The sequence below is a fragment of the Actinoallomurus sp. NPDC052308 genome (assembly GCF_040679195.1).
Taxonomy (GTDB): Bacteria; Actinomycetota; Actinomycetes; order Streptosporangiales; family Streptosporangiaceae; genus Actinoallomurus; species Actinoallomurus liliacearum.
In genome coordinates, this window is sequence record NZ_JBFAUM010000002.1 from 838,816 (window position 1) to 851,270 (window position 12,455).

Genomic DNA, 12,455 nt, shown 5'->3' on the forward strand with positions numbered 1-12,455 from the left:
CACGCCACCGTCCTGACCGGCGCCCAGCCCGTCACCCGCCGCCCAGGAGCGCGCGGGCGGACGTCGCGGCCAGTCGCAGCGCCTCGTCCAGCCGTCCCGTGTGCCGGCCGCCGGCGTTCGCGACGGTCCCCTTGCCGCCCGCGCCGCCGCCGATCGCGGTCGCCGCGGTGGTCAGGACCGTACGCGCGGGCTCGCCGAGGTCCGGGCTGACCGCCGCGACCAGCAGCGCCCGGCCGCCGATCTGCGCGCCGAGGACGACGACGCCGCCTCGGCGTTCCAGCACCTCCGCCGCCAGGGGCCGCAGTTCGTCCGCGTCGACGCCGGACACCCGCTGGACGACCAGCCAGCCCTGGCCCACGCGCTTGGCGTGCCCGGCCAGGCGGACGGCCTCCGCGGTCAGCTCCTCCCGCCGGTGCCGCTCCAGCACCCGGCGCGCCTCCGCAAGCTCGGCCAGCCGCTGCCGCAGGCGTTCCGGCGCCTCGTCCGAGCGGACCCGCAGCAGGTCGGCGAGCTCGGTGAGCAGCCCCCGCTCCCGATCCTGGTGCCGCAGCGCGTCCACGCCGGTCAGCGCCTCGATGCGGCGTAGGCCCGAGCCGATCGAGGACTCACCGAGCAGGTGGACCGGCCCCGCCTGGGAGCCGTGGCCCACGTGCGTGCCGCCGCACAGCTCACGGGAGAAGTCGCCGATGTCGACGATCCGGACCCGCTCGCCGTACGTCTCGCCGAACAGCGCCACCGCCCCGGCCGCCTCAGCCTCGGCGCGGTCCGCGTGCCACACGCGGACCTCCGGGTCGTCGAGCAGCCGCTCGTTGACCAGCGTCTGCACCGCGCGCAGCCGTTCGGGCGAGAGGGGTTCGAAGTGCGCGAAGTCGAACCGCAGCCGCCCCGCGTCGACCAGCGAACCCCGTTGCGTCGCGTGCGCGCCCAGCGTCCGGCGCAGCATCGCGTGCAGCACGTGCGTCGCGGTGTGGGACCGCGCGACCGCCGCCCGCCGCTCGGCGTCCACGACCGCCTCCGCGTCGCCCGGCACGACCTCACCCGACTCGACCCGCGCGACGTGGACGTGTCCGGGGCGGGTGTCCGTCACGGTGAGCACCGCGCCGGACGCCGTACGGATCACGCCGCGGTCGCCGACCTGGCCGCCCGCCTCCGCGTAGAACGGCGTCCGGTCGAGCAGCACCTCGACCTCGTCGCCCTCGACCGCCGCCGGAACCTCCACCCCATCCCGCAGGATCGTGCGCAGCCGCGCCTCCGCGCGCGTCGCGTCGTAGCCCACGAACGCGGTCGTCCCGGAGCCCGGTCGCGGTCCCCGGCCCGGCTCCGTACGGCCGGACCGGCTGCGCCGCCGGCGCTCCTCCAGGAGGGCGCCGAACGCGTCCTCGTCGACGGTGAGACCCGCCGCGCGGGCCGCGTCCACCGTCAGGTCGAACGGGAAGCCGTACGTGTCGTGCAGGTCGAACGCGACCTTCGGCGACAGGCGCCGCTCCCGGATCGCGGTGTCGAGGATCCGCGACCCCTGCCGCAGCGTCCGCGCGAAGCCCTCCTCCTCCGCGGTCACGACCTTCTCGATCAGCGGGCGCGCCGTCTCCAGCTCCGGCCAGGTGGCGCCGTGCAGGTCCACCACCGCGCCGGTGAGCGTGGGCAGCACCGCCTCGTCGACGCCGAGCAGCCGCGCGTGCCGGATCGCCCGGCGCAGGAGCCGCCGCAGGACGTACCCGCGCCCGTCGCCCGACGGCAGGACGCCGTCCGCGATCAGGAACGCCGCCGCCCGCGCGTGGTCCGCGACGATCTTCAGCGAGGTGTCGTCCCCGAAGCCCGCCAGCTCCCGTACGGTCTCCAGGATCGGGAGCAGCAGGTCGGTGTGGAAGATGTCGGGCACGTCCTGGAGCACGATCGCGAGGCGGTCGACGCCGAGGCCCGTGTCGATGCTCTTGGCCGGAAGCTCCCCCACGATGCGGAAGTCCTCGTCGCGGACGTCCTGCATGAAGACGAGGTTCCACAGCTCCAGGTAGCGCTCGCCGCCGGACGCCGGGCCGCCGCCGGGACCGTACGCCGGACCGCGGTCGTAGTGGATCTCCGAGCTCGGCCCGCACGGGCCCGCCATGCCCATCGACCAGTAGTTGTCCGCCTTACCGAGCCGCTGGATCCGCTCGCCGGGCACGCCGAGCCGCCGCCACAGGCGCTCGGCCTCGTCGTCGTCCTCGTAAACGGTGATCCAGAGCCGGTCGCGCGGCAGGCCGAACCCCTCGGTGATCAGCTCCCACGCCCACGCGGTCGTCTCCTCCTTGAAGTAGCCGCCGAAGGAGAAGTTGCCGAGCATCTCGAAGAACGTGACGTGCCGGGCGGTACGGCCGACGTTGTCCAGGTCGCCGGTGCGCACGCATTTCTGCAGCGTGGTCGCGCGGCGGAAGTCCGGGGTGGCGCGGCCGAGATAGTACGGCTTGAACTGGTTCATCCCCGCGTTGGTGAGGAGGAGCTCCGGGTCGGGTGAGACCAGGGAGCTCGAGGGCACCTGACGATGCCCGCGCGCGGTGAAGAAGTCGAGAAAGGTGGAACGGATCTGCGTGGAACGCATGACGGAGCCTCACGAGGTCGGCGGGACGGTGGCACGCACTCGCCGAGCCGGGCCGGGCCGGGACTACCCGTCCCCCGGCTCGGCGCGGCTAGCTCGCCGCCCCACCTCGTGCAGATCCATGGTCCGGGACCGTACCTACACGGTCCCGGACGGCACAATCGTTTTTCCGCCCGATGGCGTGACTAGCCGCAGAGGACCTTCTTGCCGGTGACCTCGACCTTGGTCCAGCTGTTGGTGTTGATGGAGCCGTACACGTAGAGGCACCGATGCGGCGCGTACACGTAGACCGGCCCGGCGTACCAGCTGTACCTCTTGCCGTAGCCGTCGGTCTTGCAGCTGCCGTACTTGGTCCGGGCCTTGTTGTAGACGCAGAGCTTGAGCTTGGCGCTGTAGAGCGGCATCGACCCCTTACGGACGACCAGCGCGCAGTTATAGCCGTTCGAGGAGTTGTAGTAGACCTTGAGGTAGCCGCGGAGGCTGGAGTTGATGTACATCCGCTGGGTGCTGCGCAGGGCGTACCTGGACCCGCAGGACGGACCCGACGCGCTCGCCGGCGTGCTCGAGGCCAGCACGGTCGTCAGCGCGAGGGTGGGAAGCACGGCGGCGGCGAGGGCCAGCGAACGCCTTCCAGAAAGGATCATGAGCCGTACCGTCCAGCCGCCGGACCATTCGGCCATCGTCGTACGCGAAGGTCGGAAAGGCCGGATCCGGCCGCCGCACGGCCGGTCGCCGGAGGGCGGCGGCGTCAGGCGTCAAGATCCATGCCGGCAGCGAACCAGACCGGTGCGAGGAGCCACGCGGGGACCGATTCACGGCTCGCATCTACATACCGTAGTACTACGGTCGGTAGTACTACGAGAGATAGGATGCATCCCGTGAAGGGTCTTGGAGAGCTTGAACGCACGGTCATGGAGGTCCTGTGGGACCGGGAGAACGGCGCGACCGCCCGTGAGGTCGGCCGTGCCCTCGCCGACGATCGCGACCTGGCGCACACCACGGTCATGACCGTTTTGGACAGGCTGGCAAAGAAAGGTTTCCTGGTTCGGGAGAGGGAAGGCCGCGCCTGGCGCTACCGTCCGGTAGCGACGAAAGAGGCGTACGTCGCCGAACTCATGCTGGGGGCGCTGAACATGACGGGCGATCGCGACGCCGCGCTGGCGCACTTCGCACGCTCCGTCTCCGGCGACGAGGCCGACCTGCTGCGCCGCGCACTCGACGAGGTTGAAGGGACATAACCCGGGATGACCGGCACGGCCCTACTCGCCCTGGTGGCGGCCGGTAGCGCGTTCGGCGCACACCGGCTGACGCGCGCCCGCTGGACCTGGCGGACGCCGCGCACCGCGATCCTTCTCTGGCAGGCCCTCGGCCTGGCCTGGGGCCTGGCCTCCATCGGCACCCTGCTCGGGTTCGGCGTCGCGCCGTACGGCCAGGGCGTCTTCGTCGGCGTCTTCCACTTCTTCACGGACCCGCACGCCCTGTCGCCGATCCGCATCGCCTCGGTCGCCGCCGGCCTCACCTTCATGCTGATGCTGATCGCCGTGCTGCTGGTCGCGATCGCCGGCGTCGTACGCGCGCGACGGCGGCACCGCGCCCTGCTCGCCCTGGTGGCGCACGGCGACCCGGAGATGCCCGGCACACTCGTCCTCGACCACCCCGCGGCCGCCGCCTACTGCGTCCCCGGCGTCCGTTCGCCCAAGGTCGTGGTCAGCGCCGGCACGCTGGAGATCCTCGGCCCGTACGAGCTGGCGGCCGTGCTCGACCACGAGCGCGCGCACGTCCGCGAACGCCACGACCTGGTCCTGCTGCCCTTCACCTCGCTGCGCCGGATCTTCCCGCAGGCCCGCATCGTCGGCCGCACCCTCGACGCGGTCGAGCTGCTCGTCGAGATGGCCGCCGACGACCGCGCCCGCCGCCACCGCCCCGACAAGGAGCTGGCCACCGCGCTGCTCCGCTTCGCCGCCGCCCGCCCGGCCCCGACCCCGGCCGGCACCCTGGCCGTCACAGGCGCCATCCCCGCCGACGAGACCAGCCCGACCCTGGTCCGCGTCCGGCGGCTGCTCTCCCCGGCCCCGCTCCCCCGCCCGCTCCGCGGCGCGATGCTCGCCGCCGCGACCTTCGTCGCCGTCCTCCCCCTGATCCTCTACGCCATTCCGGCCTGACACCGACCTCGTCCTCGGCTTCCGGCCCTGCCGTCTCCGCGACGAAGAAGCCGCGTCGCGGTTCCACAGGCATGCCAGACTCCCTGGAGCCGTCGTTCCACGACGGGATCATCCCCGGTGGCCGCGACGTCCCAACGCCGGACTGTCCCAACCGGTCCCGCCACAAAGAGGCGGACCGTTCCCTCCGGGCGTTTTCGGGAGGGGACGAAGACAGAGCGAGGAGAGGATCGAAATGCCCGACCAGCTTGCGTGTGGCTGCATCGGCGCGTGCAACGGCGACTGCGACCGTGCCCTCCGCGAAATGATCGAGCAAGGACAACAGACCCTGCGCGACGAGGCTGTCCGAGGCGCGCTCTCGGACGACTGATCGACAGCATCAGCGGCGAATGGGTGACAACGTCAGGCCTTCGCCATCGGAGGGTCCGGTCGCCAGGCCGGACCCTCCCTTCCCTTATTGAGTCCGCCGCTGCCGCTACCGGGACTCGGCGTACGGAACGCTCGGTGAACGGCGTAGAGCGGAGGCGTTTCACACCGATTCGCCAACCTTCCCTGGGCCGGTGGGGTCCGTCCGCCGAGCGTTCGGCTGCGGCGCACGCGCGCCGCCGCGTCCCTCGTCGGCACCCACGCGGCCCCGCCTATGGCGGAGTGGAACTCCCGCCCGTTCCGCCCGGCGGCCCGCGGGCGGTCGCGCGCACAAGTCTCGGCGAACACGGTCGGCCGGACGCGTTTTACGGCGATTCGCCGCCTTTCATGGTCCCCTTCGAACCCTCTCACCGAGCATTTCGTCCGCGACCCCACGCTCATCGCCAGCCCCGCCGTCACCGCCCTCCGGCTCTCTCGGTGGCGCGGCAACCGTTTTCATCAGCGCCGAGGCCACGCGACATTTCTCCGATTTGAGGCGCATCATAAATCGATGGGAAGCGTTGAACGTCGACTCTTTATAAAGATTCGCTGCCGCCCAGAAATAGCGAAGGCCGTAACGGACGTATCGGCACCGATACTGAAGCATCACTGCCGAGGATGACTGCGGGCCCTTTAGGACAGTTCGTGGTGCAATTCGCGGATGGCACGATGAGCCGGATTGGTGATCGGGCCAATTGGCATACTGCCACCCCGCCGACACGCCGGAGGCACCACATGACCGTCAAGGATCTCCAACTCGCCGAGCAGACCGTCGAACAGTGGCGGACCGTCGCGTGCGCCGACAACCCCGCCGGCCCGCTCTACGCGTCCGGGACGTTCGCGGAGGCGGACCTCATCGAGGCGGAGACGAGCTACACGGGCGTCTGCAGCGCGTGCAGCGCCTCGCACACCCACCCCTGCTGCTGAGCCTCCTGGACGCGGGTGGTGAGCACCGACACGAGCGCCGCCATCGGTGACCTCACCCGGTCGCTGAGCTGCCTGGTCGAGCCGGCTCTGGACGGACTGTGGAAAGAACTCGCAGCCGTCCCGGGCCTGGCCGAGTCCGAGCGGACGGCGATCCGGGAGGGAACGGCGGCCGCGCTCTATGAAACGGCGCACCGTAAGGTCGCCCGCGTCCTGATCCTGGAGCTCAACGCCGCGCGGATCACCGGCCGGTTGACGGCCGGTGATCCCGCCGCGCGCTGGGCCGAATTCGCGGAGATGTCGTCGTCTCCGCACTACTGGGAGTCATTGACCCGGCATTACCCGCCGCTGCCGTCCCGGATGCGCACGGTGCTGTCGGGGCGGAGCGCCGCGGCGCTGGCGCTGGCCCGTCGGCTGGCCGCGGACCGGGACGCGCCGGCGAGGCTGCTCGGCGCGGATCCCGGACCCTTGTCCCGGGTCGCCTTCGGCGCCGGGGACAGCCACCGGGCGGGCCATACGGTCGCCCTCCTGGAGTTCGGCGCCGGCACGGTCGTCTACAAACCGCGGCCGGTGAGCGTGGACGCCGTGCTCGGCGAGATGCTGGCCGAGATCTTCCGCGACGTCCCGGAGAAGGCCCGGATCCGGGTCCCTCGGGTGGTGCCCGGTGACGGGTACGGCTGGGCCGAGTTCGTGACCCACCGCTACTGCGCGGACGCCGGGGAGCTGGCCGACTTCTACCGCGGCATCGGGCACTGGCTGGGCGTGATGCGGTTGCTCGGCGGCAGCGACCTGCACGCCGAGAACATGATCGCCTGCGGGCCGGTGCCGGTCGTGGTGGACTGCGAGACGCTGTTCACGCCGGTACACCCGATTCCTCCGTCCGGGCTCGGGCTCGCGCCCGACCGGGCACGCGCGCTGGTCGGCGCGACCGTACTGCGGACCGGGATGCTGCCCAACCGGGGCACGGCCCTGGGCTGGCGGGGCGTGGACGCCTCCGCGGCGGGATCGCTGCCCGGTGAGCAGCCGCTCACCGAGTTGCCGGTCATCGTCGACGCGGGCAGCGACCAGGCCCGGATCGGGACCCGGCCGGTCGAGCCGGCGATCGGCGCGAGCCATCCCAGCCCCGAACCGGTACTGGCCGACCACTGGGAACGCGTCCTCGACGGCTTCACCGAGGCGACGGAGGCGTTGCGGTCGCTCGACCGAACCGGTGCCCTGGAACCGCTGCTCGCCCGGTTCGCCGACTGCCCCATCCGCGTGGTCCTGCGCTCCACCGAGGCCTACACCGAACTCGCGCGGATGCTGTGGCATCCGGTGTCACTGCACGACCCCGGCCCTGCCACGGACCGCGCCGCCGACCTGCTGACCTCGATGGCCGAGCACGTTCCCGGCGCGCCGGGCGATCCGGACGTCGTCGCGGCGGAGGTCGCCGACCTGCTCGACGGTGACGTCCCGTTCTTCGCCACCACTCCCCGCCACGGACGGCTGGACGGCCCGCGCGGCACGTCTTACCTGCCCGAACAGGACCTCGTGACGGCCGCGCTGCACCGGTGGCGTACGGCCGACCTCCGGCTGGACACCCAGGTCATCCGGGCCACGCTGGTCAGCGCGTACCTCAACGACGGCTGGCTGCCGGGCGATCGGCGGATGCGGGCGGATCGGCCGCGCCGCGACGACCTGGACCGCAGACGGCGCCGGATCACCGCCGCGCTGATCCGCGAACTCCGCGACGCCGCGCTCCGCGCCGAGGACGGCACCGTCACGTGGATCGCACCGGTGCTCGGCCCGGCCGGCTGGGCCGTGCAACCGCTGGGACCGGACACCTACGGTGGCCTGTCCGGAGTGGCCGTCCTGCTCGCCGCGTACCGCCGGGAGAGCGCCGCCGGCCGGGCGGACGACGTCGACGGCGTGGCCGGGCTGCTCGACGACGTGCTGCGCACCGTACGCGCGGCGGAGGACAAGGACGCCGCCGTACGCCGGGCGGAGACCCGGTTGCGCCCACCGCCGCCCGGCGGGTACATCGGGCTCGGGTCGCAGATCTGGGCGTGGCTGACGCTGTACTCCTGGGAGGCGGCCGGTCCGGACGGCCTGGACCGCGCCCGCGCGCTCGCCGCGGTGCTGCCCGAGGCCGTCGCGGCCGACGATGGGTTCGACCTGCTGACCGGGATGGCCGGGGCGGTCGTGCCGCTGCTCCGACTCGCCGCCGTGACCGGCGAGGAGCACTGGACCCGCCAGGCCGTCGTCATCGGCGAGCGGCTCATCGCCGGCGCCCGGCGCGAGGCGGGGACCCTGTGCTGGCCCTCGCAGCGTTGGCCCGGCGGCATCGGCGGCTTCGCGCACGGCGTGACCGGCATCGGGTGGGCGCTGGCGCGGCTCGCCCTGGCGACCGGCGGCACGCGGTTCGCCGACGCCGCACGGGCGGCGTTCTCCTTCGAGGAGACGCTCTACGACCCGGCCGCCGGCGGCTGGGTCGACCTGCGCGACCCGGACGAGGACGTGTTCTCGGCCGCCTGGTGCCACGGCGCCGTCGGCATCGGAATCGCCGCCGCCGACCTGGCGCGGCGCGGCTGGGACGGCGCGGACGACATCGTAGGGCGGGCGGCCGGCCTCTCCGCCCGGCGCGGGTTCGACTGGAACCACACCCTGTGCCACGGTGACCTGGGCTGCTGGGAACTGTTCGACGACGCACTGGCACTCGGCCGTGCCCCGGCCGAGCTGGACCGGCGCGGGCTCGACGCGCGGATCATCACCAGCCTGGAGGACAACGGACCGGCCAGCGGACTGGCCCGGGACGCGTACTCGCCGGGCCTGCTCGCCGGCCTGGGCGGCATGGCCTACCAGTTGCTACGACTGCACCCCGACAGCGACCTACCGTCGGTCTTGAAGCCGGACTGACCCTGAACCACCGGGCGCGTGGAGCCAGGCGACGAGGTCCGGCGCCGCCAGCGACGCCACGCGGGCGCGATAGGCGGCGAGATCCTCTTCGGTGAGGATCTCCTCGGCGGCGCCTGGCCGTCCACGCCGGAAGAACGACGTGCCGCTCTTGATGATCCCGCCACAGGGGACGTACCGATCGGCGCCGCCCCGCATCCGCTCGAAGGTCGCCGCCCGCACCAGCGTCGGCCAAGCGGATTCGGGCACCGCGATCCCCAGCCGATCCGCGAGCCCGCGCATCTGACCTTCCAGGTCGCGGCACAGATCCTCATAGCGGATCAGCAGCACGTTGCCGTCGCCGCGCCTGGCCCAGGCACCGCCCAGGTGCCGCATGACGCCGGGCAACGAATCCGGGTTCGTACGCGGGTCCGCGTCATGGGAGATCCAGTCGAGCAGCCAATCCCGGAGCGTCTTGCGCGCCGCCGACGGCTCGGTGGGCAGGTCGTTGCCGGTCAGTTCCCGCATCCGGCCGATGTCGATGTTCGTGGTGTGGTGGTACAGCGACACCGCCAGGTCGAGCGGCTGCCTGGCCGTCACGATGTACGTGACACGGCGATCGACCGGCAGAGCGTCCAGCGGCATATGCGTCTTGATGAACCGGCGGTGCCGCTGCCGCGCGAGCAGCGCGTACACCTCGTCACGCGGCATCGTCAGATGATCGAGCCACGGCGACAGCCGGCCCAGCGGGGCGGGCAGGTCCGGCGTCTGAAAGATCAGCAAGGCACAGATCATCTGCGTCCAGGTCGTACCGCTCCTGGGCCGCGTGCTGATCACGATGTCGCCGTCCCGAAACGGAAACCCGTCCCAACGGCCGCTGTCGGCATCAAACGACCGATGCCGAAACGGCCCCGACGCCCCGCCCACAGATTCTCAGCCGCGCCGGTCGGCGACGGTCCCGAGGACAGTCACCTCGAGGCAGTCGGATTGAGTGCTGGTGCCACCGCTGTAGCTGGACTTCCGCCAGATGGTCATGAGATTCGCTCCATCGCTTCGACGATCAGGCCCGACAAGGCACCTTGGGCAACGCGACGTCGCCGATGAGATCGAACCACACGCGGTAGGAATCTGTCCCAGCCGCCGCCGGTGCGCAAGCCACGAAATGCGGGCGTGCGGGACGCTCGGCCAACGTGGCTCGCCAGGTCCGTTCTACGGCGACTCGCCGCCCTTGAAGATCCCCGTCTGGGCACCTTCACCGAGCATTCGACCCGCACCACCCGGGAGCGCCCTGCGGCTGCGGCCGGTAACGCGTCTCCTACGAGCAGGTCCGACATAGGGTTCGTGGGCAACGCGACGCCACCGATCGGACCACACCCGAGACGAGATCGTCCCGCCCGACCATCGGGTCAGGCCGGCGTGAGGAACTCGTCGATCAGCCGGTTGATCTGTTCTGGATTCTCGAGGGCGGCGAGGTGGGCGACCTCGTCCAAGGCCAGGAACGTGGATCCGGGGATCGCGTCGGCCATGGCACGCGTCTCGGCGACGGGGAAGGTCCCGTCCTCATTCCCGGCGATGACCAGGACCGGGGTCTCGATCGTGTTGAGTAGACCGAGTTGGTCCGGGCGGGCGGGTACGACGCTCTTGACCGCCCAGGAGGCCGAACGAATGTCGACGCGCTCCAGCGACTCACGGACGGTCGCCACGACCTCGGGCCGTGTTCGGAGGGTGGTGGGGCCGAGGAAGGCCTTGACGGCCGACCGGGTCACCGGCGGCCGGATGCCGCCCAGCGTCTTGGCCATGCGGAGCAGGAGGGCGAACTCCGCCTTCTGCCGTCGGCCGGCCGCCGAGCCGGTGCAGTTCATCAGGACGGCACTGCCGATCCGATCGGGGTGGCGCGCGGCGAAGGTGCCACCGATCATCCCGCCCCAGGAGTTACCGACGAAGTGCGTGGTGGTGATCTGGAGATGGTCGAGGATCTGAGCGATACAGCGGACGTTGTCCTCGAAGCTGAACATCGAGGTGAGCGGCTCGCTACGGCCGTGGCCCGGCGGATCGACCAGGATCACCCGGTACCGGTCGGCGAAGTGGGTCGCCTGGGCCGCCCACATGTCGCCCGTCATGAGCAGACTCGGCCAGAACAGCATCGCCGGGCCCTCACCGCCGACCCGCACATGGATCCGGCCGAGCACGGTCGGGACCTCATGATCGATCATGCCAACGCCCACCTTCACGGAAGCAGCCCCACCAACGACACCATTGAACCGAATGCGGTTCAATGGTGTCGTCAGCCGCCACTGCCGCCAAACCGAAGCTCATCCTCTCGAGCCGCAGTCTGCCTCCGGGGGAGTGGAGCGTTCCCGAACGCCCCGCCCGGCCATCTGCGGGTGGTCGGCGCGCACAAGTCTCGGCGACCACGGCCGAACGTGCCCGTTTCAACCCCAGTCGCCGCCTTTGGCGGGCCCGGTCGGACCCGTTCACCGAGCGTTTCGTCCGCACCAGGATGCCCAGCGGTGGGCTGAAGCGCTCCAGCCAGCTACGCAGCAGCCGATTCCATTACTGCCGAGGATTTCGGTCGCTCCCGCGACCGAAATCCTCGGCAGAGACCAGGAAGATCCGAGCCACCTCGACGCAGTCGGATTGAACGCTGGTACTACCGCTGTAGCTGGACTTCCGCCAGGTGGTCATGAGAATCGCCCCATCGCTTCTACGAGTAGGTCGAACGAAGCGTCCTTGGGCAACGCAACGTCGCCAACGAGATCGAACCACACGCGGAAGGAATTTGTCTCGGTTGCGTCCTGAATGAGCCGTCCTCCGCCAGGGGCGAGCGTGTAGACCGTATCCGTACCAGCGACAGTCATGATTTTGAACGAGCCGTCTCGACCGACGTGAGCACCGACGGATTGGGGTACCACTCGTACGCTGATATGCGGCAGCCTGGCCAGTTCGATCACCTGGACGAGTTGCTCGCGCATGATCTCCGCCGAGCCGACCGGTTGCGTCACCACCCGCTCATCAATGATCACCCACACGCGAGGAGAAGGCGTACGGTGCAGGCATTGCTGTCGCTCGAGCCGGGCCTTGACCCCTTCTTCGGCGCCCTCGATACCCGCCGCTTCGAACATCGCGCGGGCGTAGTCCTCCGTCTGGAGGAGACCGGGCATCCAGCTGAGCTCCCAGATGCGAAGTTCGTCGGCGTTGGCCTCCAGCTCTAGGTGGGTCGCGGACCAGGTGACGTCGTGCCCGAGCTTGGCGAATCTGACGAGGCGGCTATAGAGGCCGCCGGTGCGCCAGGCGTCGTCGATCTTGACGGCGTGCTTCTCCTGGAGCTTCGTTGTGCCGTTTTCAACGTAGGCGACCAGAGATCGGTCCCGCCCGATGATGTCGCCGACGACGTTGAGGGATATGTCGCGCTCCTGGCGCTGTCGCCTGAGGTCGAAGGCGATTAAGTCCCACAAATTCTTGTCCGGATCGAACCCGGCGCGGTAGCGCATTGTGACTCCTTGCGTTGAATTTCGTGATCTCTC

At 70.8% G+C, this 12,455-nt stretch carries 12 protein-coding genes; 5 read left to right on the forward strand and 7 right to left on the reverse strand.

The annotated features are described in order from the left end of the window. Window positions 1-31: 31 nt before the first annotated feature. Window positions 32-2,575, reverse strand: a complete 2,544-nt coding sequence (gene alaS, locus AB0L00_RS10040) for an alanine--tRNA ligase (RefSeq protein ID WP_364430941.1) — start codon at window positions 2,573-2,575, stop codon at window positions 32-34. Between the two features lie 182 nt (window positions 2,576-2,757). After that, window positions 2,758-3,252: a hypothetical protein gene (locus tag AB0L00_RS10045; RefSeq protein ID WP_364430944.1), complete on the reverse strand. Its 495-nt coding sequence runs from the start codon at window positions 3,250-3,252 to the stop codon at window positions 2,758-2,760. A gap of 198 nt (window positions 3,253-3,450) precedes the next feature. Between AB0L00_RS10045 and AB0L00_RS10050 the strand changes: the two genes are divergently transcribed. From AB0L00_RS10050 to AB0L00_RS10070, 5 genes are all read left to right on the forward strand, one after another. Continuing rightward, complete coding sequence (locus AB0L00_RS10050) at window positions 3,451-3,810, forward strand: BlaI/MecI/CopY family transcriptional regulator (RefSeq protein ID WP_345355467.1); 360 nt, start codon at window positions 3,451-3,453, stop codon at window positions 3,808-3,810. Between the two features lie 6 nt (window positions 3,811-3,816). Further along, window positions 3,817-4,734, forward strand: coding sequence for a M48 family metalloprotease (locus AB0L00_RS10055; protein ID WP_364430947.1), 918 nt, complete (start codon window positions 3,817-3,819; stop codon window positions 4,732-4,734). A gap of 232 nt (window positions 4,735-4,966) precedes the next feature. Next, a complete protein-coding gene (locus AB0L00_RS10060; protein ID WP_364430949.1) occupies window positions 4,967-5,101 on the forward strand; it encodes a hypothetical protein in 135 nt (44 codons plus the stop codon). 770 nt (window positions 5,102-5,871) lie between these two features. Continuing rightward, window positions 5,872-6,063, forward strand: a complete 192-nt coding sequence (locus AB0L00_RS10065) for a DUF6229 family protein (RefSeq protein ID WP_364430952.1) — start codon at window positions 5,872-5,874, stop codon at window positions 6,061-6,063. Window positions 6,064-6,081: 18 nt separating this feature from the next. After that, complete coding sequence (locus AB0L00_RS10070; protein WP_364430955.1) at window positions 6,082-8,955, forward strand: type 2 lanthipeptide synthetase LanM family protein; 2,874 nt, start codon at window positions 6,082-6,084, stop codon at window positions 8,953-8,955. On the opposite strand, the gene AB0L00_RS10075 is transcribed toward AB0L00_RS10070, so the two are convergent. The 5 genes from AB0L00_RS10075 to AB0L00_RS10095 form a co-directional block, all read right to left on the reverse strand. Beyond that, window positions 8,929-9,858: a sulfotransferase domain-containing protein gene (locus AB0L00_RS10075; protein ID WP_364430957.1), complete on the reverse strand. Its 930-nt coding sequence runs from the start codon at window positions 9,856-9,858 to the stop codon at window positions 8,929-8,931. The genes AB0L00_RS10070 and AB0L00_RS10075 overlap by 27 nt on opposite strands. 6 nt (window positions 9,859-9,864) lie before the next feature. Beyond that, window positions 9,865-9,966, reverse strand: coding sequence for a DUF397 domain-containing protein (locus AB0L00_RS10080; RefSeq protein WP_364430960.1), 102 nt, complete (start codon window positions 9,964-9,966; stop codon window positions 9,865-9,867). Window positions 9,967-10,337: 371 nt separating this feature from the next. Next, window positions 10,338-11,144 carry an alpha/beta fold hydrolase gene (locus AB0L00_RS10085; RefSeq protein WP_364430962.1) on the reverse strand — a complete coding sequence of 269 codons (807 nt, stop codon included), beginning with the start codon at window positions 11,142-11,144 and terminating at the stop codon, window positions 10,338-10,340. Between the two features lie 340 nt (window positions 11,145-11,484). Further along, a complete protein-coding gene (locus AB0L00_RS10090; protein ID WP_364430965.1) occupies window positions 11,485-11,616 on the reverse strand; it encodes a DUF397 domain-containing protein in 132 nt (43 codons plus the stop codon). Continuing rightward, complete coding sequence (locus AB0L00_RS10095; RefSeq protein WP_345355493.1) at window positions 11,613-12,422, reverse strand: helix-turn-helix transcriptional regulator; 810 nt, start codon at window positions 12,420-12,422, stop codon at window positions 11,613-11,615. Before AB0L00_RS10095 ends, AB0L00_RS10090 begins: the two co-directional genes overlap by 4 nt. Between the last annotated feature and the right edge of the window lie 33 nt (window positions 12,423-12,455).

Excerpts from the sequence above, each read along its gene's own strand:
- alaS (WP_364430941.1), bottom strand. The coding sequence starts at position 2,575 with ATGCGTTCCACGCAGATCCGTTCCACCTTTCTCGACTTCTTCACCGCG.
- AB0L00_RS10045 (WP_364430944.1), bottom strand. The coding sequence starts at position 3,252 with ATGGCCGAATGGTCCGGCGGCTGGACGGTACGGCTCATGATCCTTTCT.
- AB0L00_RS10055 (WP_364430947.1), top strand. The coding sequence starts at position 3,817 with ATGACCGGCACGGCCCTACTCGCCCTGGTGGCGGCCGGTAGCGCGTTC.
- AB0L00_RS10060 (WP_364430949.1), top strand. The coding sequence starts at position 4,967 with ATGCCCGACCAGCTTGCGTGTGGCTGCATCGGCGCGTGCAACGGCGAC.
- AB0L00_RS10065 (WP_364430952.1), top strand. The coding sequence starts at position 5,872 with ATGACCGTCAAGGATCTCCAACTCGCCGAGCAGACCGTCGAACAGTGG.
- AB0L00_RS10080 (WP_364430960.1), bottom strand. The coding sequence starts at position 9,966 with ATGACCATCTGGCGGAAGTCCAGCTACAGCGGTGGCACCAGCACTCAA.
- AB0L00_RS10085 (WP_364430962.1), bottom strand. The coding sequence starts at position 11,144 with ATGATCGATCATGAGGTCCCGACCGTGCTCGGCCGGATCCATGTGCGG.
- AB0L00_RS10090 (WP_364430965.1), bottom strand. The coding sequence starts at position 11,616 with ATGACCACCTGGCGGAAGTCCAGCTACAGCGGTAGTACCAGCGTTCAA.
- AB0L00_RS10095 (WP_345355493.1), bottom strand. The coding sequence starts at position 12,422 with ATGCGCTACCGCGCCGGGTTCGATCCGGACAAGAATTTGTGGGACTTA.